This window comes from Halorarius litoreus (assembly GCF_024362405.1).
Classification (GTDB): Archaea; Halobacteriota; Halobacteria; order Halobacteriales; family Haloarculaceae; genus Halorarius; species Halorarius litoreus.
The window spans coordinates 2,097,382-2,117,384 of the sequence record NZ_CP101454.1 but is presented as its reverse complement, the minus strand read 5'-3'; the positions used below and the strand labels follow the sequence as shown (position 1 = coordinate 2,117,384).

Here is a 20,003-nt window from a genome sequence, read left to right as displayed (position 1 = left end):
ACCGAACCATGCCAGGAGACACCGGTCACGGTACCGGGACCCCCCAGCGGCGGACCGAGGACGCAACCAACGAGGCACAGACGCGCCGACCACGGCAGAGCCGGCGGCGGCTCCTCACCGCGGGCGGCGGTGTCGCGGCGACGCTGCTCGCGGGCTGTTCGAACGTCGTCCCGGGCGACACGGACGGAAACGAGAGCGATGCTGCCGACTCGTCGTCCGACACGGCGACCGCTACCGGCACGGCGACGCCGACACCCTCTGGCGAGACCAGCGAGACGCACGTCACCGGCTTCCAGTACAAGACCGACGGCTCGACGCGGACGTTCTTCGTGACACTGGCGCCGTCGGAGTCCGGCGCCGACTGGTGGCAGCTCGAAACCCTCGGCGGTGAGCGCCTCGCCCGCACGGAGTTCGACAGCACGCGAACCGACGGTCGGTTCACCACCTCGGCCGAGGTCGACGTCGACGGAACGTCGGCAGTCGTCGTTCGCGGGCACAGCGTCGACACCGGCTACGGCGGGCAGGTGATGCTCGCGGACCTCGAGGAGGGACGCATCAGACTCGAACAGCAGGGCACCGAGCCGGCGTCGTTCGAGAACTACTCCTTCTGACCCTCAGTTGTAGAGGGCCGTCGTGAGGACGACGGTCGCACCGAGCAGGACGCCGAGTCCCGACAGCGGCACGCCGGTCACGTGCACGTTCTGGACGAACAGCGCCATCGCGACGGCGGCGACACCGACGCCGACCGCCGCCGCGCCGTGGACGAGTTCGACGCGGTGGGTCCGCGCATCGGTGCCGACGTGGTTGCTCAGGTTCACCGCCTGCTCGCCGACGTCCCACGCGACGACCGTCGCCACGCCCGCCAGCAGGATGGGGACCGTCGCCGTCCCGCGGACGACGCCGCTCGTGACGACGGCCGCGAGGACGGCAGCGCTGCCGGCGGTGACGAACCACCGCTCCCAGCCACGGCGCACCGGCGCCAGGCCGAGGCCGAGCAGCGTGACGCCCACGAGCGCCGGGTAGATCTCGAACTGCAACGACGGCGTGGTGGACAGCCCTCGGCTGAACCCGATGGCGACTCCACCGGCGCCGGCGACGAAGAGGAGGCCCCCGACCAGGCGGTGTCCGTGTCGCGCGAGTCGGATCCCGAGGGCCACGACGGCCACACCACCGACCGTCGCGAGCAGCGCGGTTCGCTGGACGCCGGTCGTGGCCACGAGCGCCGTCGCGACGGCCGCCGAGCACAGCGAGAGCGCGCTCCCGAGCGGGAGGGGGTCGCGGTCGGTCACGCCGACCACCGTTCCTGGGCGTGAACCAGCGACGTTCCCAACGCCACGTCGGGCGACCAGTCGACGACCCGGACGCCGGCCTCACGGACCGTGTCGAGCCGGTTACGGCGCTCGACGCGTGCCAGTTGCGCCCCGGGCGAGTCCCCATCCGTGACGTCCGGCGAGATGATCGTCGTGGCGTGGCCTGCCGCCTCCAGCGCCAGCGCAGCCGAGACGGCTCCGGCGTCGAGCAGTGGCGAGAACAGGACGACCTGCGTGTCCGTCCCGAGGCGGCGCCGCAGGTCGAGCACCTGGTCGTCGATGGCCTCGTCGGACGACTCCGGCGGGTACGGCGAGAGCGCGGGGTGCGTCGCGAGCAGTTGCTGCGCGCGCAGCAGGTGGTCGCGGCCGGCGCCCGGCGGGAGCCAGCAGGACTCGCGCCCGCCGAGCGTCGCCAGCCCGACCGAGTCGGTCGTCTCTGCGAGTTCGGCGAGGAGCTGTTCGGCCGCCGCGAGTTCGTGCGCCACCGCGTGTGGCTCACCCTCCTCGGGCGACCGATACGCGGAGGCCCGAACGTCGAGACAGAGGACGACGCTCGCAGCCCGCTCCTCGCGGAACTCCGTCGTCGTCAACTCGCCGGTTCGGGCGAACCGGCGCCAGTCGATGCGGCTCATGTCGTCACCGCGCTGGTACTCGCGGGTGCGATGGAACTCGACGCCGCTCCCGCCGTCGTTCGTGACGATACGCCCGACGTGTTGCTGTGTCTGCTGGCGGAGCGGCACCTCCGGCACCTCCGCGGTACACTCGATGGTGGTGTCGGCGGCCACCTCGGTCTCGACCTCCGTCGCCCCGCTCACGTCGCGGGCGACGACCGTCGCCGGCTCGAAGCGGTGGGTTCCCTGCGTGGCGGTCACCTCGTAGGAGAACGTCGCCCGCCGGCCGGGCCGGAGCGCCGTCGCGTGTCGGGGCGTCCCGTCGCTCACCGACAGCATCGGCGGGACGCCGTCGACGATGCGGAGGTCCGGCAGCACCGACTGGCCCGTGTTCGTGACGGTGACCTCGACGGTCACCGGCTCGCCGTCGGCCGGGTCGTCGGGGTCGAGACGACGGTCAATGTCGAGCGAAACCGTCGGCGGTGACGGCACCTGCGGGTAGGCGGCGTAGCCCACGCCGACGACCGCCAACAGCAGTGGGAGCGGGCGCTTGAACAGTACGCCAGCGGCGCCGGCGAACAGCGCGACCGCGACGACGCCACGCCAGCGACGGGTGCGGCGAACGGTCGTCATCGCGACACCTCGTCGTACCGTGCGACCGCGAGGGCGGCGCGGCGTGCGCCTCGCTGAGTCGACGACTCCCCGCGGACGGCGGCAGCGAGTCGCTCGCCGAGCCCCGGCCGCTGTCGCGTCGAGAGGAACGACGCGGCCACGGGGTCGTCGGTCCACGTCCCCTCGCGGATGGCGGCTTCGGCCTCGTTGCGGCTCATCCCGCCGGTTCGAACCAGCGTCGCGAGCGCCGTCCGCCGGACCCGCGTGCGTGCTCGCTCGTGTCGATTGCCGAGCATACGAGCGGTCAGCCCGCCGCCGGAGTCGACGAACGCGTCGAACTCGTGGCCCGGCTGGGGAACCTGATACACGTCTTCGGGGTCCGGCGGCGTGGCCTCGTCGAGCCCGTCGATGGCCCGTGCACCCATGACGCCCAGGAGGACGACGAAGGCGACGACGCCGAACGCCGCGACGAACACGTACGGCCCGCCGAGCAGGTCGACGACGCCCTCGACGGGGAGCGCGGTGGCCGTCGACGGCGCGACGACGGTGGCGACGCCCAGCAGGAAGACGCCGAGCCCCACGATACCGAGGACGACCCGGCCGCGGTTCATCGCGTCTCACCTCCGCGGAGGCGGTCGAGCCCCCGCTTGGCCCGCTGTCGTCGCTCGTCGGTCACCGGCTTCTCACCGTACCGCACCTCTTCGAACACGTCCGTCAGCGTCTGGACCGCCGACGGGTCCATGTTCGCCTCGACCGCCGCGCTCGCACACTCGCTGGGGGTTCGAGTGTGTGGCTGGTCGAGGTCGAGTCGGTCGACCATCGAGACCCACGCGCGGTGCACGTCGTTCGACGGCCGCTCGGCCGGCCAGCGGGTCGCCGTCCGGTCACGGTCGGGCGTCCGGTCACCGAACGCCGCCGCGAGTGCCAGGGCGAGCGCGAGCAGGTTCCGGCGGTACCGGTACGCGAGCGCCGCCGCGACGAGGAGCACGAGGAACGGCAGCAGCTGTTCGAGGAGGTTCCACAGCCAGTTCACCGCGGGTGTTCCCGGTCCGCGGCCGCTGCCGGACCCGCCGGCGCCGACACCGCTGGTGCCGGTCCCACCGCCCGACCCCGACTCGCCGGTCTCTCCGCCGCCAGATCCGTCCGCCGACTGGCTGTCACTCGACTCGGCCCCGTCGTCGCCGCTCGACTGCTCGTCCGGTGCTGACGACTCGGAACGGTCGCTGTCTCCCCCACCGGTGCTTCCCTGGGGATCAGTTCTGTCCTCGGAATCGCTCCCACCCTCGGGCGGGGTTCCTTCCTCGTTCTGTACGGCGCCGCGGACCGAGTTCCCCTCGTCCTTCCCGATGGGGAGCTTCGAGTAGTCGACGTCCACGACGTCGTCGGGGTCTTCCGAGAGCGACGACGCGAGCGTCGTCGAGGCCATACCCGCGGCCCCGATACAACAGACGGCGAGCAGGACGGTCAGATAGCTATCACGGTTCACCGCGAACCACCTCTGAGTGCAAGACGACCACAGTTACTCGTTTCGCACACGTCGGTAGCTGAGCATTATTATCGGCCACCTAACGGCGTCGTGCGCCGCAACGCCGGCGCAATCGGCCGGCAGAGGCCTCTACGAGCCAGGGACTGACCGTCTCTGGACTAGCCACCGAGAATCTGAACGACCCCCCAGAGATTAGCTGTCTGGTAATAAAGCCCGACGAGCGGGAACGGCGTCCAACGACAATGCAAGCCGTGATTCTGGCGGCCGGTGAGGGGACACGCATCCGGCCGCTCTCCGAGGAGGTGGCGAAACCCATGCTCCCCGTGGCGGGCGAACCGTTGGCAGCGCGCGTCGCCGACGTCGCCGTCGCGGCCGGTGTCGACGAACTCGTGTTCATCGTCGGCTACCGGGCCGAGGGCGTCCGGGCGCACTTCGGCGACCGGTACCGTGGCGTCCCGGTCCACTACGCCGAGCAGGCCGACCAGCGCGGCACCGCCGACGCCGTACTGGCGGCCCGCGAGTACCTCGACGGGCCGTTCCTCGTGCTGAACGGCGACAACCGGTACGACCTCGAGAGCGTCGCCGACCTGGTCGACCGTGGCCCGAGCGTCGGCGTCCACCAGGTCGCGGACCCGACGAACTACGGCGTCGTGCGCGTCGACGACGGCGTCGTCACCGACATCGTCGAGAAGCCGGACGACCCGCCGACCGACCTCGCGAACACGGGCGCGTACCACTTCCCTGCCGACGCTGCCGAGATGCTCGAGGTGCCCGAGAGCGAGCGCGGGGAACACGAGCTCACGGACGTGCTCGCGAGCATCGCCGAGACCCACACCGTCCGGCCGGTCCGGCTCGACCGCTGGATGGACGTCGGCCGACCGTGGGAGCTGCTCGAAGCCACCGAGCGCCAGCTCGCCGAGGCGACCCGGAGGGTCCGGGGCGAGGTCCACCGCGACGCCGACCTTCGGGGAACGGTCGTGGTCGAGGCGGGCGCGACCATCGAGGCGGGCGTCGTCATCGAGGGACCGGCGCTCGTCCAGTCCGGGGCGACCGTCGGACCGAACGCCTACGTCCGCGGGGCGACGGTCGTCGGCCCCGACGCCACGGTCGGCCACGGCTGTGAGGTGAAGAACAGCGTCCTGCTGGCCGGCGCGTCGGTGTCACACCTCTCGTACGTCGGCGACAGCGTGCTCGGCCGCGACGTGAACTTCGGGGCCGGAACCCAGGTCGCGAACCTTCGGCACGACGGAGCCGACGTCCGCCTCACGGTGAAAGGCGAGCGCGTCTCCACGGGGCGACGGAAGTTCGGCGTCGTCGCCGGTCACGGCGCCAAGACCGGCGTGAACACGAGTCTCGACCCGGGGGTGACGCTCTCGGTCGGCGCGACGACCGCCGCCGGCGAGACCGTCTCCCGCGACCGGTGACCCAGCCACGAGGCCACGACCCCAGCTCGATATCGCCATGAAACGCAATCCAGTCACCGCGTTCCTCTCCATCGCGGGGGGCCGTATCGGCGTCATCCTGGTGTCGTTCCTTACCACGCCCGCGCTCGTCCACTTCCTCACGAAAGCGGAGTACGGCGCGTACGGCGTCGTGATGGCGGTGTTCGGCCTCCTGATGATCCTCGTCAGCTCCGGCATCAACAGCGGCGTCCGCAAGTACCTCGCTGAGGACCGCGACCGGGCGGACTGGGCGAGCAGCGTCTTCGGCTTCTACTTCCGCGTCGCGTTCGTGCTCGCGGTGATTCCCGCCGTGCTGTTCGCCGTGGCCGCACACACGGGGTTCATCTCCAAGCTCGGGCTGGGGTTCGGCCCCGCGTTCCGGCCGTACTTCTACCTGCTCGCGGTGCTGACGCTCGCCGCGCAGTTCCGCGAGTACATCCGCCGGGCGCTGATGGGGCTCGAACTCGAGCACGTCTCCGAGCCCATCAAGGTGCTGCACAAGGTGACGTTCGGCATCGTCGCCGTCGGGCTCGCGGCGCTCGGGTTCGGGGTCGAGGGCGTCCTCGCAGGCGAGATCGTCGCCAGCTCGCTGGCGTTCATCGTCGCCTTCTACTTCATCAGCCGGGAGGTGTCGCTGCGTCAGCTGGTCCAGCCGCTGCCCGACGACCTCCCGAAGCGGGAGCTGTTCGGCTTCAACTCCCTCACAGTCGTCTACATCTTCCTGTTGACGTCGATGTACCACGTCGACATCCTGATGGTCAACGACATGGTGAACAGCCAGACCGCCGGGGTGTACAAGGGCGCGCTCGTCATCGTGCAGTTCCTCTGGCTCGTTCCCAGATCTGTCCAGTCGGTGCTCATCCAGGAGACGTCGAGCCTCTGGAACGAGGGCCGCGTCGAGAAGGTGACCGAGATGGCGTCGAAGGCGACGCGCTACACGCTGCTGTTCACGCTCCTGCTGGCCGTCGGGCTGGGGGCGCTCGCGTTCGACTTCGTCCCGCTGTACCTCGGTTCGGACTACGCGGCGGCGGCGCTCCCGGTCGTGCTGTTGCTCCCGGGGACGCTCGGGTTCGCGGTCGCCCGCCCCATCTTCTCCATCAGTCACGCGAAGGGCGAACTGAAGACCGTCATCGGAGCGACGGGTGCGTCAGCGGTCCTGAATCTCGTGTTGAACGCCCTGCTCATCCCCCGGTACGGGATGGTCGGAGCGGCCGTCGCGACCAGTATCGGCTACGGCTCGCTCCCGTTCTTCCACTACTGGGGGGCGCGTCGCATCGGCTACGACCCGTTCGCCGACGCGCGCCTCGGCCGCATCGCACTCACCGGCGTGTTGACCACGGTGCCCATCGTCGGCCTCACGCTCACCCTCAGTAACCGCTGGCTCGCACTCCTCGTCGTGCCGCCGGTCGGGTTCCTCCTGTACGCGGTGCTCGCGCTCGCGACGGGTGCCATCGACGTCGAGGAGGTCCGCTCGGTGCTCGTCTCGGTGCCGGTCGTCGGCCCCCGCGTGCGCCGGTTCGACTCACCGCTGGCTGGCGAGCGGCGGTCTCGCCTGTCGTTCAACATCGAGCGGACGCAACGCCTGCTCAACCGCCTCCTGCTCGTCGGCGGCATCCTGCTGTTCGCCGCCGGCATCGTCGTCGCCGTCGGCGTCGACGACCCGACCCCGGACATCTCGTCGACGAACATCACCAGCACGGCGACCCCGACACCCGCGGACACGGGGGAGGCCACACCGACGGCCAGCCCGACCACGGCGTCGCCCACGGGGAGCCCGACGGCCACGGCCAGTTCGACCCCGGGAACGGCGACACCAAATGGAACGGCGACCGGAACCGCGACGGGGACCCCGACCGGAACCGCGACGGCCGCTCCGACCGCGAGTCCGTCGCCGACTGGAGAGTCCACGCCGCGCCCGACCGATCCGCCGGATACGCCGGAGCCGACGGCGACTCCCTCCCCAACCCCGACCGCCTCGCCGACACCGACCGAAAGCCAGACGCCGACCGCCTCGGCGACCCCCACGGCAACGGCAACCGAGACGGCGACCCCTAGCTCGACACCGACCGCTACGGCGACAGCGACGGCTACTCCCACGTCGACGCCGACCTCGACGCCGACCGCCACGGCCACCGGCACGTCCTCTCCCAGCGCCATGCTGGGTGGACTCTGGAGCCTGGTACGCACGCTCGTTCCGTGGACTGGGGGCGTCGCGGCGCTCGTGCTGGCCGGGCGGCGGGGCTGAGGCTATCGGACGAGGAGCCCCCTCTCAGATGCGGAGAATCGAAACGGGCTAGCGTCGAGACAGATCGGACGCGAGACGTCGAGCAGTCCAGTTTCAGGCGCTCCCGCCGTCACCGCTGTGCGGGAGGTACGAGTCGTCGGACGTGTTCTCCGAGCCGGTCGGCAGCCGCTCGGAGAGTAGCGACCCGAGTGCAGCGAGCTTCGCCCGCGGCGGCGACGGGGTGTCGTAGAAGGGTCGGTCCTCCGTCCAGGCGACGAGCTCACGGACCTCCTCGCGGATCTCTTCGGTGCGGTGGTCCACGCAGTCGCCCGTCTTGAGCGCGAGCGCCGTCTCGACGACCGACCGATGCGACTCGTTGCGGAACAGGTTCAACAGGACGAGCATCTCGTCGCGGCGACCCTCGCCCCACGCGGCTTCGGTGCTGACGTGCTGAGTCGGCGTCGTGACCTGGTCGCGAGCCCGCGCGCCGGTCCCGCGGCGGAGCCAGTTCGAGTACCGCTGGTCGAACAACTGCATCGCGGTCTCCTGCCAGTAGCCTCGCAGCGTGTCCTGCGGGGCGGTGCGCTCGGTCACCCGGTAGAGGTACTGGAGGTGTTCGTCGACGGCGCGGTCGGTGTCGACCTCCTGGACCGTCCCGTCGACCAGTTCCGTGGGCACGAGGTCGACGTCGAGGGTCTCGCCGTCCGCGATGCCGACGTCGAGGGCGAGCCCCCAGCTCGTCTTCGGGCGGTTCGGCTGGTCGAACCGGAAGTTGCCGAGGCTGTAGAAGATGGGCGTCCCTTTGTGGACTTCCCATCCCTGTGGGACGTGCGGGTGGTGGCCGACGACGAGGTCCGCGCCGGCCTCGACGAACTCGCGAAGGCGCGTCTGGCGCTGCGGCGGCGGGAAGGGGACGTACTCGACGCCGCCGTGCGCGACGACGACGACCACGTCCGAGCGTCGCGACTCCTCGGCGATGCGCCGACGCACGGACGGATGTGACCCCCACGCCGTGCCCGGCGAGGCCGCGTCGGCCACCCCGAACTCCTGTTCACAGACGCTGAACACCGCGAGGGACGTGTCTCCCAGCGTCGTTCGGTGGGGCTCCAGCGCGGCGTCGTGGTCGCCGCCAGCCCCACAGGTCGCGATGTCCTCGCGGTCGCACTCGCGAATCGTTCGCCGGAGCCCATCGGCTCCGTAGTCCATCACGTGGTTGTTCGCGAGCGTCGCGAGGTCGAACCCGGCCTCCCGGAGCAACGGGGTCGTGTCCGCCGCCGAGCGCTTGGCGGGCCCCGACTTCTCGATGGGGTCGGATTTCGGGTCGACCGGCGCTTCGAGGTTCACGACCGACAGGTCCGCCTGCTCGATGCGCTGCTGGAGAGCCGGAGCGACGAACGGGGCTGACAGCTCCGGGGGACAGATGACGTCGCCAGCGACGAACAGGCGGTGGTCCGCGTCAGTCTGCCCTGCTGGGGGCGGTTGCGTCATAGATGGTCTCACGACGGGCTACCCTACAGAGCATCTTAGTTACGCAGCCCACAATCCCGCATGCTCGCCGCACGAAACGGTAGTTGGGGGGTAGCTCGTTCAATTTATCCAACAGATAATAATGCGGCTATGACGCGACCGACCAGTGACGATGGACGTGGCAACCGACGACGACCGACCCGCCCCAGCTGCCGACGCCGGCGAGGAGAGCGACCCGCTCGCCGCGCGCGGTGGAACGCCATCGAAGGTTCCCGGACAGGCGGTGCTGTTCCTGATCGGGACGGCACTGTTCGTCATCGGACTGGGCGTCGTCGTCGGTATCTCGGGCATGGGCGCGGTCGCACCGCAGGGCCCGGTGGTGAACGACACGGCGACGCCGACCGACGCCGCATCGGGCACCGTCCAGTCGACCGACACCACGGCGACGCCGACCGCGTCACCCACCGCCACGCCCGCTCCCACCCCGACGCCCACGTCCACGCCGACGGACGGTGGCGGCCTGTTCGGCAACGACACGGCGACGTCGACGGGGACGGGGACCAGTCCGACGCCCACGTCCTCGCCCACGTCGACGGAGGACGACGGTGGCGTCATCGACATCGGTGGTGACGACGACACGGCGACACCGACATCAACACCGACCCCGACGCCGACCCAGACGAGTTCGGCGACGCCGACCCCGACGCCGACCCCGACGCCGACAAGTTCACCGACGCCGACGGCAACGGCGACGACTACGCCGACGCCCACGTCGACCAGTTCGGGCTTCAATCAGAGCCAGAACAGTATGGCCTACGCGGGGCTGGTGAGTGGGCTCCTGTCCGCCCTCCAGCAACTGGGTCGCCTCCTCGCTGTCGCGCTGCTGTCGGGCGTGCTCGTCGTCCGTCGCGGGCGATAGCTCCCGCCGCCTACCGAATCGCGTCGAGTGAGACGAAGAACCCTTCCTTCGCACAGACCCACGTGGTTTGCTGTGCGTCCGGCTCGGCATCCGTCGGGTAGATCGTACAGAGGACGGTCCCGTCGTCGGTCCGGTGGAGCGTCGCGGACAGCTCGTACGTGTCGGCGGGGGAGACGGGGAGGTCGCTGTGGTCAGCGGCAGCCATTCTGGAACACCTGCCCACCCGAACGGTGGACGGGTATTTGAATAGCTGCCACCTGACAGCACGGGACACAGTCCGCGACCTCGACCGGCCCACCGGGGGACAGCGCTATCACACGGCTCGGGACCAACCGACTGCGTGCGGAAGCAGGTGACTACTTCGGAGTGAACGGTCAGCGGTACCGCTCGTACTCGATGCCGCCGTCGACGACGGCGAGCGCCATCGCGGGGGTTCCCCACTGCAGGTGGTGCTCGGGGACCAGCGGCACCGGAACCGGCCGGTAAGCGTTCGCCTTCATCGCCCGTAGCGTTCGATATCGGCCGACCTCGCGGCCGTCGTGGCGCTCGACCCGGAACGTCCCGTCGACACGGCGATAGCGGTACGGGAACGCTGTCACGTCGGGACTGGGACAGGTGAGGGCAGCCACCGAATCGAGCGCAGCCAGTGGTTCGCCGTCGGCCAGCAGGACCAGCGGGTGGGTCTCACCGTCGCCGAGTTCGCCGGGCGGGTCCTCGCGCCACGTCTGTGGGCCGTCCGCCCGGACGCAGGCGAACCCGTCGCCGAGTCGAATGCGGTCGGGGACGTGGTAGAAGCTGCGGCAGCCGTCGCGTTCCTCGCGGACGAACCGCGGTTCCGCGAGCACGTCCCGGACTGCGGCGGCGGTCTCGGACCCCATCACGTACAGCACCGCGCGGTCAGAGCGCGCAGCGTGGGCGGCTCGCTCGACGAGCGTCGTCGGGTCGCCGGTTACGGGTTCGACCGCGATGGAGAGGTTGGTGAACGCCGTGGGCGCGTCACCGCCACGAGCAATCGCAGGTGGCACCCCTCGGTCAGCCGACCGGTCGATGGTGTACCCCCGCGACCGGAGGTCGGTACAGACCGCATCGAGTGCCGTCATCGGCCGACGTAGGGGGCGAGCGCGGGAAAACCTACCGCGCCCCCGGTCGAGCGGTTGACGAGCGGCGAGCGACGAGAGAAGCACCAACGTTTATGACAAACCCGTGCTATACACCCACACATGAGTTATCGGAAGCGACCGACCGGGGAGCCACGCCGTGGCCCCCTGACGAGGGTCGCGTCGGCAGTACGAAACGTCGTCAACCGATACCGTCACCACGTCGCGACGTGGCCGCGCCGCTACGTCGAGATGCAGGCCGAAGCGTTCGGCGACAACTGAACGAACCGACTACGTCTCCGCGTCGTCCTCGTCCAGTTTGACGGTCAGCACCTGCACCGGCGACCGCCGGACGACCTTCTCGGTGACGCTCCCGATGAGATAGTGGTCCAGCCCGGTCCGCCCGTGGGTGCCCATCACGATGACGTCGACGTCCGCCGCCTCGGCGTACGCCAGAATCTCGGTCTGTGGGACGCCCGAGGGGTGGACGCGTTCGGTGGTGACACCGTCGGGGAGCGCTGCGACCGCGGCTTCGGTCGCGGTCTCCGCGCGGTCACGTTCGGCCTCGTTCCACGCCTCGGGCGCGATGCCGCTCGTCGGGCTCTCGAACCGGTTTCGGGTGTCGATCACCGACAGGACGTGGACCGTCGCGCCGTACGTCTCCGCGAGCGTTCCGGCGTGGGTGACGGCGGTCGTGGTTCCGTCGCTCCCGTCGGTCGCCAACAGGATGTCGTCGTACATACCGTCGACTACCGGCGCGAGACTTGAAAAAGCGCGGGCTAATGGAGGCGCGTGCGAGGTCAGAGGACGCCGCCCGCGGCCATCAGGAACAGCGCGACGGAGATGATGGCGAACAGGCCACCGACGCCCTTCTTGATGGTGCTCGTCTCCAGCGCGTTCGAGACGTAGGGAGCGATCTGGCCGCCGAGTGCCGCGGCGGGAGCAGTGAAAATAACCATGTTCCACGGCGTGGTGGCGAGGCTCAGCGAGTGGCCGCCGACGAGCCCACCGCCAAAGATATGCACCACCGACGCCAGCACGGCCGTCATCGCGACGACGATGTGGTTCGTGCCGATGGCCACGCGCACGGGAACCTTCGTGGAGAGCATCGAGACGATGCCGAGTTCGCCCACACCGAAGCCAGCGAGCCCCTGGAACGTGCCGCCGACGCTGTAGTTGGCGAACCGGCGGAGGTAGCCGCCGCGGGTGTACGTGTAGTCGTCACCGTCGCGGTCGACGCGGGTGACGGTGCCGTCGTCGTCGGTGCGGACGCCCGCCGGACCGAGTTTGCCGGCGTCGTTCGGGAGTTCGCGGCCGCCGTCGGTCGCCGTCGCCGCCTCGGTGCCACTGTCGCTCTCGCTGCCGTGGCCGAGGTCCGCGGTGAACAGCAGGTACGACGCCGCGAGCAGCGCAATCCCGAGTAGCGCGTGGAACAGCGGCTCGGGGATGACGAACGAGAGCAGCGCTCCCGCGATGACGAACGGGACGGCGCCGCCGACGAGCGTGAGCGCCAGCCGGCGGTCGACGAGCCCGTACTGGATGAACGCGATAGAGGAACTCGACAGGCCGAACGACTCGCTTATGAGCCCCACCTTCACGATGGTCTCGGGGGTGAGCCCCTGTCCCGCGATGAGCGGGAAGATGAAGATGAGATACGGGACGAACAGCGCCGAGCCGCTGATACCCACCGTGTTCACGATGGTCGCGCCGAGCAGGAAGAAGGGGAACAGCCACCAGTACTCCAGCCAGTAGTCGGTCCCCGTGGCACCGTCAGTGGGCGCGAACAGCAGAAGAGCTACGACGAACAACGCGGGGGCGCTCAGCACGAACAGGTGCTGGTACTTCAGGAACGACTTCTGGACGCGCTGGGACTGCGACGCCATCTAGGTCGGCCCCCCGTGTGGAAGTCGTCGGCAGTCGCTACACTGGGTGGGATTGGGAGCAAAGGGGTGAACCACTGTTGGTGCCGCGCTGGTAACCGGGTGTATTCTAAAAGCCTTGTGTTCGCGTTCCGGCCCCTCCGGTCGGTTTTGCTCCTTTTCAGCTCGGTGAACTGAATTTCAGTTGGCCATCGTACAGAACTGTTTTTCAGCTTACACTTATCGTCGTGAGTGCCGTAGCAACAGTCGAGGTGGAAGCGATGAGCCACGAGATATCCGACACCCCGACCGAACCGTTGACCGAGCCGACGACGATCCCCGAGACCGCGACCGAACGACTGCCGGGAACGGCGTTCGAGGCGCTCCGAACCCGACTCCGTGCCCTCCGACACCTGCGGCCCGGACAGCTCGCCGTGCTCGCGCTGCTGGTCGCGCTGGTCGTGGCGGTCGCCGTCGTCCCCCCGGCGCTCGCGGCGTTCCTCGGCCTGTTCGTCGCGACGGTCGCCCTCCTGGTGGTCGCCCCCTACGTCGTCGTCCGACTCGTCTCGTCGGGTCGGTGACCCAACCCCCCGTCGCTTCGCCTGCGCGTCCACCCGACTGCCCGGTGACAGCCGGGGGACGTGAACACTTCCACTCCGCTTGCGAAACTTCTTAGCGGAGCAGGCACCAACCCTGGATACTCACATGGCACGCGCGGAGAACGCCGAGATCATCGACCGCTTCGAGGAGTTCTACCGCAACTACTACCGGAACGAGATCGGCGAACTCGCGCAGAAGTACCCCGGCGAACAGAAGTCGCTGCTCGTCGATTACGACGACCTCTACCGCTTCGACCCCGACATCGCCGACGACTTCGTCGCACAACCGGGCCAGATGCAAGACTACGCCGAGGAGGCCCTCCGGCTCTACGACCTCCCCGTGGACGTGAAACTCGGACAGGCACACGTCCGCGTCCACAACCTCACCGACGCCACGGGCATCCGCGAAATCCGTGCCGACCACGTCGGTAACCTCATCTCCGTCCAGGGTATCGTCCGCAAGGCGACGGACGTCCGCCCGAAGATCCAGAACGCCGCCTTCGAGTGCCAGCGCTGCGGCACGATGACCCGCGTCCCCCAGTCGGACGGCACGTTTCAAGAGCCGCACGAGTGTCAGGGCTGTGAACGGCAGGGCCCCTTCCAGATTAACTTCGACCAGTCGGAGTTCGTCGACGCCCAGAAGATTCGGGTCCAGGAGTCCCCTGAAGGGCTCCGTGGCGGCGAGACGCCGCAGGCCATCGACATCCACATCGAAGACGACATCACCGGCGAGGTGACGGCGGGCGACCACGTCACCGTCACGGGGATCCTCCGCCTCGAACAGCAGGGGAACCAGCAGGAGAAGTCCCCCGTCTTCGACTTCTACATGCAGGGGATGACGGTGATGGTCGAGGACGAGCAGTTCGAGGAGATGGACATCACCGAGGCCGACAAGAAGGAGATCATCGAGCTGTCGAACGACCCCGACATCTACGAGAAGATGGTCGGCTCGATGGCTCCCTCCATCTTCGGCTACGAGGAACAGAAGCTCGCCATCATCATGCAACTGTTCTCGGGGGTGAAGAAGGACCTCCCAGACGGGTCGCGGATTCGCGGCGACCTGCACATGCTGCTGATTGGGGACCCCGGGACGGGGAAGTGCCAGAAATATGATACCAGAGTCGAGTTAGCAGACGGAACCGAACGGGAGTTAGGAGAACTCGTAGAGTCGAATCTCACAGACCCGAAACCGATAGACGATGGCGTGTACGACGAGGTCGATCTCCCACTTCCCTCGATGGAAGCAGACGGGAGTATCACCGAACGGCGTGCGACGAAAGTCTGGAAGCGTGAGGCTCCCGACCGGATGTACCAGATTCAGACAGCGAGTGGGTACGATGTCGAGGTGACACCGTCACACCCGCTGTTCCTTGCAACAGAAGGTGAGCCACAGGCAGTCCGTGCCGAGAACCTCGCTGTCGGTCAGGAAATCCTCGTGAGTGACTCGCAGCCGGTTGCGACCGATGGTGGCGTGATGATTGAGAGTCAATCCACTCACTCGGCGCAGTCCGGTGGCATTCGAACGGCGCGGGCTGATTCAATCGAGTCCATCGAGACTGTCGAACCCGACTACGACTGGGTGTACGACCTCGAAGTCGCGGGCACGCACACGTACATCGGGAACAACGTCGTCTCGCACAACTCCCAGATGCTTCAGTACGTGAAGAAGTTGGCCCCGCGCTCCGTCTACACCTCCGGGAAAGGCTCGTCGAGCGCAGGTCTCACCGCAGCTGCGGTCCGCGACGACTTCGGCGACGGCCAGCAGTGGACGCTCGAAGCCGGCGCGCTCGTGCTCGCCGACCAGGGCATCGCCGCGGTGGACGAACTCGACAAGATGCGGCCGGAGGACCGTTCTGCGATGCACGAAGCGCTCGAGCAGCAGTCGTACCATCCGAACTCGGAGGTACTGCTCGCGGATGGTCGCCGCGTCAAAATCGGGGAGTTCGTTGACGAGCAGATGGCGGCCCGCTCGGATGAGATAGTCGATGGCGTCGACTGTGAGATATTACCGGTAGACGACGTACGCGTTCACTCGGTCGACCTCGAGACGAACGAGACGACGAAGCAGCCGGTCGACCGCGTGAGTCGACACGAGGCTCCCGACGAGTTCGTCCGCGTGACGTTCTCCAACGGCCGCGACGTACTCGTGACACCCGAACACCCGATGTTCGCAGACATCGACGGCGAGGTTGGCACGGTCGAGGCACGTGATATCGAGAAAGGCGCATTCGTCCCTGCACCACGGAAGCTCCCGAACTCGAGTGCGCCGGTCAACCTCGACGACGAGCCACACGTCGGAAAGGAGCGGGATGTGGACCTCCCCGACGAACTGAGCGAGGACCTCGCAGAAATTCTCGGCTTCCTCGTCGCCGAAGGACACTCCTACGCCGGCTCGTCACACGAAATCGGGTTCTCGAATCAGGATGACCGCCTGCTAGCAAGAGTAGACGAGTTGATGCGGCGCGAGTTCAGCTTCCAGAGTACCGACACCACGAACGCGGCAGGAACCGTGACGAAGCGCTGGGTGTCGACGAAGCTCTACCGCTGGTTCGAGGAGAACTTCCCCGAGTTCATGCACACCGCCCGGGACAAACGCATCCCGGCTCGCGTACTCGGCGCCTCGGAGGAGCACATCCGCCGGTTCCTCGTCGGGGCGTTCGCCGGTGACGGCGGGGTCGAGAGCGAAGCGATGTCGTTCTCGACCGCCTCGGAGGGGCTCGCCGAGGACTACGCGGATGCCCTCGCAAAAATCGGCGTCGCCTCACGCATCCACCACGACACCGCCGAAGATTCGTGGAAGGTGTACGTGATGGGTGACTCGACAGAGCGGTTCGTCGATGCCGTCGTCGAACCGGCTGACGACCGTCACGAGAAAGCACAGGCGTTCGTCGAGCGGAGCAACGAGACGCTCCGGCATCACGACGTGCTGCCGACCAGTGCCGCCCGGGAGATTCGCGAACTTCGCTCGCTCGTCGGCCTTCGGAAAACCGGGCAGTTCCGCCCGAACCTCGATGAAGGGTTCGGCGTCCAGATCGAGTCTGTCGAATCCCAAGTGAAGACAGTTCGCGAACGTATCACCGAGGTCCTGCGATCGATCGACGCGACCGACGGTCTCGCGGGCGTTCGAGAGGCCATTGGCTGGTCCGGGCGCCAGTTAGCCGAGCGGATGGATGGGACGACGACGAGTCGCATCCACGACGCCGAAGACGGAGGCTACGACGCCGAAGCGCGGGCAGAACTCGCAGACCGTGCACGCGCTGCGATTCACAATGCGATGGACGAAGCCGAGCGGCGGGCCGACGCGCTCGAAGCCCGCTGCGACCTCAGGTACTACCGGGTGACCGATGTAGAGACGGTGCCGAACGAGGGCGAGTACGCGACCGACTGGGTGTACGACGTCACCGTCGAACCGACCAACACGTTCGTCAGCCAGGGCGTTCTCCTCCACAACTCCATCTCCATCTCGAAAGCCGGCATCAACGCCACCCTCAAGTCCCGCTGTTCGCTCCTCGGCGCGGCGAACCCCAAATATGGACGATTCGACCAGTACGAGCCGATGGGCGAGCAGATCGACCTCGAGCCCGCGCTCATCTCGCGGTTCGACCTCATCTTCACGGTGACGGACAAGCCGGACAAGGAGAAGGACAGCGACCTCGCCGAGCACATCATCAACACGAACTACGCGGGCGAGCTGTTCACCCACCGGAACAACGTCGCCACCTCGAACGTCTCACAGGAGGAGGTCGACAACGTCACCGAGGACGTCATCCCCGAGATCGAAGCGGACCTCCTGCGGAAGTACATCGCCTACGCCAAACGCAACTGCTTCCCGACGATGACCGAGGAGGCGAAGGAAGCCATTCGGGACTTCTACGTGAGTCTGCGCGCCCAGGGGGCCGACGACGACGCGCCGGTGCCGGTCACCGCCCGGAAACTGGAGGCGCTCGTGCGGCTCGGGGAGGCCTCGGCGCGGGTCCGGCTCTCCGACACCGTCGAGAAGGGGGACGCCGACCGGGTCATCGACATCGTTCGGAACTCCCTCCGGGACATCGGTGTCGACCCCGAGACCGGCGAGTTCGACGCCGACATCGTCGAGGCCGGCACCTCGAAGACCCAGCGCGACCGCATCAAGAACATCCGGGGCATCATCCGAGAGCTCGAAGACGAGTACGAGGACGGCGCCCCCGAAGACGAGGTGTTCGAGCGCGCCGAGGCCGTCGGCATGGACCGCGACAAGGCCGAACACGAGATTCAGAAGCTCCGGCAGAAGGGCGAGATTTACGAACCGAAGCAGGGGCACCTGCGGACGACCTGAGCGTCAGGCGAACAGCCCGATGGCGACGAGCGCCACCAGGAGCAGCCCGTACACCGCTTGCAGGACCGGCGCGAGCAGGAGGGCGACAGCCGCGGTGCGTCGCTCACGGCCAGCCGCGACCCAGTAGGCCACAGCGAGCGTGAGGACGAACCACAGGAACAGCCCGAAGTCGTACAGGACTATCTCGGTCTCGGTCAGGGCCCGGGGGAGCTGGTCGCCGACCGTGAGGAGGTACACACCGAGCACACCCGCCCCGGACGCGACGACCCCCCACACGAGGAGGGCGAGCGCCTGCAAGCGGGGGGTATCGCGGCGGTGGAGGTAGCAGACCGTCGCGACGACCGCCGCCGTCAGGACCGCGGGCATCGGACCCGCACGGACGAAGAGTGACTGGTCGACGGCGTGGCCAGCGAGCCCGACGAGGAACGCGAGTACCGCAGGTGTGAGCGACGTTCGGGGGTCGAACTGTCGGGCGAACTCGGCGGCCATATCCACACCGGTACGACGGCTGTGAGCAAAAAGCCGTGGGCGACGCCGACCGGCGGGGACCTCGCGGCGGGAGCCGAGGACATATTACGGCGGCCGGCACGAGTTTTCGTATGGACCGTATCAGCGCGCTCCGGAACGTCGAGGACGCGCTCGCCGACTTCGAGGCCGGCGAGACGGACCTCGCAGGGCTCGAACGGCAGGTCCGGGGCGTCCTCAGAACGTACGCGACGGAGTTCGAGGGCGACCTCCACGCCTACCGGGCGACGGGCGACGACCCCGCCGACGGCATGGTCGTGCTCGCGCCGTCGGCGGGGGCGGCCCGCGACCGCCTCACCGACCTCCTCTCCGCCGAGCCGTCGTTCGACGTGGACCGGATCGAATAGTTCGCCACGACGATTAATTTTATAGTTCGAAGCTGGCACAGAACCAGCCGTGCTGCTGGTCGTGACGTACTCGCGGGCGGCGCGGACCACGCTCCGGAACGTCTGCCGGAGCCACGAGGAGAGCGTCGTCCGGACGTTCGGCCGGGCGGCGCTGTTCGAGGCCACCGCCGCAGGCGCGTTCCTCGCCTGCCGGCTCCGGGAACGCCACCCGGACGACGTGCAGGTCGAACGGACCCGCCCGTTCAACGAGTTCGCCGACGCGCCCGACGACGTCCGTGAGGCGGCCGTCGCCTACGAACGAGAGAGCGGGACGTACACCCCGTACGAAAAGTTCGCGGCCGGAACCGACCACCCCGCACCCGAGGAGCTCCGGGACCGAGAGCTGTGACCGACGTACCATCGTTCGATTCGGGCGCGGGGCTCCTCGACCGGCGCAGCGATGACGTGCCCCCCGAACGGCTGGTGACGGCGATTCGCGACCCTGCAGCCGACTTGATTGACTGTCCGACGCCCGGCCCAGCCCACGAGCAGCTCGGCTGGCTCCGGCACGGGATGCCCCTGAACCGTCGGGCAGCGTTCGCCGCGGTGGCGCGCTCCCGCGGCTGGACGGCCCCGCAACTGGACGAACTCGTCGCGGTCGCCCGACAGCTTCGTGACCTCGACGCCGGTCCGACCGCGCTCGCCGATGCGCGGGAGCAGGTCGCGACAGCGGGGAGCGAACGCGACCGCCTCCGCGAACGGGCCGCGACGCTGCGAGGTGCGGTCCGGGCGCGACGCGAGGCCGGACTCGACGCCACCGAGGCGGCCGACGAACTCGTCGCAGTCGGCCGGAAGCTCTCGGAGGCGACGACCGAGCGCGAGGCCGCCCGCCAGGCGCTCGACCGCGAACGGACGAGGGCCCGCGACGCCTACGACCGCCGGGAACGCCGGCTCGAACTGCAGGACCGGGCCGCGAACCTCCAGCGCGAGGCACGAGCGACGCTCGCCGAGCGGGTTCGCCCCGACGTGGTCACCGCACTCGACGACCTGGATGCCCCCGACCTCGACGACGCGACGGACCCGACCGTGGCGCTCGCGGCCGCGACGGTCGCCGCGTTCGACGCCCCGGTGGTCGTGGAACTCGAGGCGGTCGACACGGCGCACCTCGCTCGTGCGTTCGACGTGCCGGTCGTCCGGCTGTAGTTTATCAC

20 protein-coding genes are annotated in these 20,003 nt (G+C 68.6%); 10 read left to right on the top strand and 10 right to left on the bottom strand.

Annotated features, from left to right (window positions below; genetic code table 11):
* Nucleotides 1-8 precede the first annotated feature (8 nt).
* The gene (locus NL126_RS10860) at nt 9-611 is read left to right on the top strand and encodes a hypothetical protein (RefSeq protein ID WP_255194895.1); all 603 of its coding nucleotides are present in this window, start codon (nt 9-11) and stop codon (nt 609-611) included.
* A 3-nt stretch (nt 612-614) separates the two neighbouring features.
* Here NL126_RS10860 and NL126_RS10855 read toward each other — a convergent pair whose 3' ends face one another.
* The 4 genes from NL126_RS10855 to NL126_RS10840 are packed head-to-tail and all read right to left on the bottom strand — an operon-like array spanning nt 615 to nt 4,019.
* A complete protein-coding gene (locus tag NL126_RS10855) occupies nt 615-1,289 on the bottom strand; it encodes a DUF7519 family protein (RefSeq protein WP_255194894.1) in 675 nt (224 codons plus the stop codon).
* Nucleotides 1,286-2,554: a DUF58 domain-containing protein gene (locus NL126_RS10850; protein ID WP_255194893.1), complete on the bottom strand. Its 1,269-nt coding sequence runs from the start codon at nt 2,552-2,554 to the stop codon at nt 1,286-1,288. Before NL126_RS10850 ends, NL126_RS10855 begins: the two co-directional genes overlap by 4 nt.
* Nucleotides 2,551-3,144, bottom strand: a complete 594-nt coding sequence (locus NL126_RS10845; RefSeq protein WP_255194892.1) for a DUF7269 family protein — start codon at nt 3,142-3,144, stop codon at nt 2,551-2,553. Before NL126_RS10845 ends, NL126_RS10850 begins: the two co-directional genes overlap by 4 nt.
* The gene (locus NL126_RS10840; protein WP_255194891.1) at nt 3,141-4,019 is read right to left on the bottom strand and encodes a DUF4129 domain-containing protein; all 879 of its coding nucleotides are present in this window, start codon (nt 4,017-4,019) and stop codon (nt 3,141-3,143) included. The genes NL126_RS10845 and NL126_RS10840 overlap by 4 nt, the downstream gene beginning before the upstream one ends.
* Nucleotides 4,020-4,261: 242 nt before the next feature.
* Here NL126_RS10840 and glmU point away from each other — a divergent pair, with 242 nt between their 5' ends.
* Nucleotides 4,262-5,443 (top strand): bifunctional sugar-1-phosphate nucleotidylyltransferase/acetyltransferase, encoded by a 1,182-nt coding sequence (gene glmU / locus NL126_RS10835; protein WP_255194890.1) that lies wholly within the window; start codon nt 4,262-4,264, stop codon nt 5,441-5,443.
* 37 nt (nt 5,444-5,480) lie between these two features.
* Nucleotides 5,481-7,706 carry a lipopolysaccharide biosynthesis protein gene (locus tag NL126_RS10830; RefSeq protein ID WP_255194889.1) on the top strand — a complete coding sequence of 742 codons (2,226 nt, stop codon included), beginning with the start codon at nt 5,481-5,483 and terminating at the stop codon, nt 7,704-7,706.
* A gap of 93 nt (nt 7,707-7,799) precedes the next feature.
* Here NL126_RS10830 and NL126_RS10825 read toward each other — a convergent pair whose 3' ends face one another.
* Complete coding sequence (locus tag NL126_RS10825; protein WP_255194888.1) at nt 7,800-9,173, bottom strand: CapA family protein; 1,374 nt, start codon at nt 9,171-9,173, stop codon at nt 7,800-7,802.
* 151 nt (nt 9,174-9,324) lie between these two features.
* On the opposite strand from NL126_RS10825, the gene NL126_RS10820 reads away from it, so the two are divergent.
* On the top strand, nt 9,325-10,071 hold the full coding sequence (locus tag NL126_RS10820; protein WP_255194887.1) for a hypothetical protein: 747 nt from the start codon (nt 9,325-9,327) through the stop codon (nt 10,069-10,071).
* Nucleotides 10,072-10,081: 10 nt separating this feature from the next.
* Here NL126_RS10820 and NL126_RS10815 read toward each other — a convergent pair whose 3' ends face one another.
* The gene (locus tag NL126_RS10815; RefSeq protein WP_255194886.1) at nt 10,082-10,276 is read right to left on the bottom strand and encodes a DUF7511 domain-containing protein; all 195 of its coding nucleotides are present in this window, start codon (nt 10,274-10,276) and stop codon (nt 10,082-10,084) included.
* Nucleotides 10,277-10,445: 169 nt separating this feature from the next.
* Nucleotides 10,446-11,171, bottom strand: coding sequence for a hypothetical protein (locus NL126_RS10810; protein WP_255194885.1), 726 nt, complete (start codon nt 11,169-11,171; stop codon nt 10,446-10,448).
* Between the two features lie 120 nt (nt 11,172-11,291).
* On the opposite strand from NL126_RS10810, the gene NL126_RS10805 reads away from it, so the two are divergent.
* On the top strand, nt 11,292-11,450 hold the full coding sequence (locus tag NL126_RS10805; protein ID WP_255194884.1) for a Dyp-type peroxidase: 159 nt from the start codon (nt 11,292-11,294) through the stop codon (nt 11,448-11,450).
* 9 nt (nt 11,451-11,459) lie between these two features.
* On the opposite strand, the gene NL126_RS10800 is transcribed toward NL126_RS10805, so the two are convergent.
* Together NL126_RS10800 and NL126_RS10795 are read right to left on the bottom strand one after the other, a co-directional pair.
* Nucleotides 11,460-11,909 (bottom strand): universal stress protein, encoded by a 450-nt coding sequence (locus NL126_RS10800; protein ID WP_255194883.1) that lies wholly within the window; start codon nt 11,907-11,909, stop codon nt 11,460-11,462.
* Nucleotides 11,910-11,968: 59 nt separating this feature from the next.
* Nucleotides 11,969-13,051 carry a sulfite exporter TauE/SafE family protein gene (locus tag NL126_RS10795; RefSeq protein WP_255194882.1) on the bottom strand — a complete coding sequence of 361 codons (1,083 nt, stop codon included), beginning with the start codon at nt 13,049-13,051 and terminating at the stop codon, nt 11,969-11,971.
* A gap of 257 nt (nt 13,052-13,308) precedes the next feature.
* Between NL126_RS10795 and NL126_RS10790 the strand changes: the two genes are divergently transcribed.
* Complete coding sequence (locus tag NL126_RS10790; protein ID WP_255194881.1) at nt 13,309-13,608, top strand: hypothetical protein; 300 nt, start codon at nt 13,309-13,311, stop codon at nt 13,606-13,608.
* 124 nt (nt 13,609-13,732) lie between these two features.
* The gene (locus tag NL126_RS10785) at nt 13,733-17,941 is read left to right on the top strand and encodes an LAGLIDADG family homing endonuclease (protein WP_255194880.1); all 4,209 of its coding nucleotides are present in this window, start codon (nt 13,733-13,735) and stop codon (nt 17,939-17,941) included.
* 3 nt (nt 17,942-17,944) lie between these two features.
* On the opposite strand, the gene NL126_RS10780 is transcribed toward NL126_RS10785, so the two are convergent.
* Entirely contained in the window at nt 17,945-18,430 is a 486-nt protein-coding gene (locus tag NL126_RS10780) for a hypothetical protein (RefSeq protein ID WP_255194879.1), read from the bottom strand.
* Nucleotides 18,431-18,540: 110 nt separating this feature from the next.
* Between NL126_RS10780 and NL126_RS10775 the strand changes: the two genes are divergently transcribed.
* From NL126_RS10775 to NL126_RS10765, 3 genes are read left to right on the top strand one after another with little or no spacing between them, the layout of a single operon-like run.
* On the top strand, nt 18,541-18,813 hold the full coding sequence (locus tag NL126_RS10775; RefSeq protein ID WP_255194878.1) for a DUF7854 family protein: 273 nt from the start codon (nt 18,541-18,543) through the stop codon (nt 18,811-18,813).
* A 49-nt stretch (nt 18,814-18,862) separates the two neighbouring features.
* Complete coding sequence (locus NL126_RS10770) at nt 18,863-19,201, top strand: DUF7855 family protein (RefSeq protein WP_255194877.1); 339 nt, start codon at nt 18,863-18,865, stop codon at nt 19,199-19,201.
* Entirely contained in the window at nt 19,198-19,995 is a 798-nt protein-coding gene (locus tag NL126_RS10765; RefSeq protein WP_255194876.1) for a DUF7856 family protein, read from the top strand. Before NL126_RS10770 ends, NL126_RS10765 begins: the two co-directional genes overlap by 4 nt.
* Nucleotides 19,996-20,003 lie beyond the last annotated feature (8 nt).

Excerpts from the sequence above, each read along its gene's own strand:
- NL126_RS10860 (WP_255194895.1), top strand. The coding sequence starts at position 9 with ATGCCAGGAGACACCGGTCACGGTACCGGGACCCCCCAGCGGCGGACC.
- NL126_RS10850 (WP_255194893.1), bottom strand. The coding sequence starts at position 2,554 with ATGACGACCGTTCGCCGCACCCGTCGCTGGCGTGGCGTCGTCGCGGTC.
- NL126_RS10845 (WP_255194892.1), bottom strand. The coding sequence starts at position 3,144 with ATGAACCGCGGCCGGGTCGTCCTCGGTATCGTGGGGCTCGGCGTCTTC.
- glmU (WP_255194890.1), top strand. The coding sequence starts at position 4,262 with ATGCAAGCCGTGATTCTGGCGGCCGGTGAGGGGACACGCATCCGGCCG.
- NL126_RS10830 (WP_255194889.1), top strand. The coding sequence starts at position 5,481 with ATGAAACGCAATCCAGTCACCGCGTTCCTCTCCATCGCGGGGGGCCGT.
- NL126_RS10825 (WP_255194888.1), bottom strand. The coding sequence starts at position 9,173 with ATGACGCAACCGCCCCCAGCAGGGCAGACTGACGCGGACCACCGCCTG.
- NL126_RS10820 (WP_255194887.1), top strand. The coding sequence starts at position 9,325 with ATGGACGTGGCAACCGACGACGACCGACCCGCCCCAGCTGCCGACGCC.
- NL126_RS10815 (WP_255194886.1), bottom strand. The coding sequence starts at position 10,276 with ATGGCTGCCGCTGACCACAGCGACCTCCCCGTCTCCCCCGCCGACACG.
- NL126_RS10810 (WP_255194885.1), bottom strand. The coding sequence starts at position 11,171 with ATGACGGCACTCGATGCGGTCTGTACCGACCTCCGGTCGCGGGGGTAC.
- NL126_RS10805 (WP_255194884.1), top strand. The coding sequence starts at position 11,292 with ATGAGTTATCGGAAGCGACCGACCGGGGAGCCACGCCGTGGCCCCCTG.
- NL126_RS10800 (WP_255194883.1), bottom strand. The coding sequence starts at position 11,909 with ATGTACGACGACATCCTGTTGGCGACCGACGGGAGCGACGGAACCACG.
- NL126_RS10795 (WP_255194882.1), bottom strand. The coding sequence starts at position 13,051 with ATGGCGTCGCAGTCCCAGCGCGTCCAGAAGTCGTTCCTGAAGTACCAG.
- NL126_RS10790 (WP_255194881.1), top strand. The coding sequence starts at position 13,309 with ATGAGCCACGAGATATCCGACACCCCGACCGAACCGTTGACCGAGCCG.
- NL126_RS10785 (WP_255194880.1), top strand. The coding sequence starts at position 13,733 with ATGGCACGCGCGGAGAACGCCGAGATCATCGACCGCTTCGAGGAGTTC.
- NL126_RS10780 (WP_255194879.1), bottom strand. The coding sequence starts at position 18,430 with ATGGCCGCCGAGTTCGCCCGACAGTTCGACCCCCGAACGTCGCTCACA.
- NL126_RS10775 (WP_255194878.1), top strand. The coding sequence starts at position 18,541 with ATGGACCGTATCAGCGCGCTCCGGAACGTCGAGGACGCGCTCGCCGAC.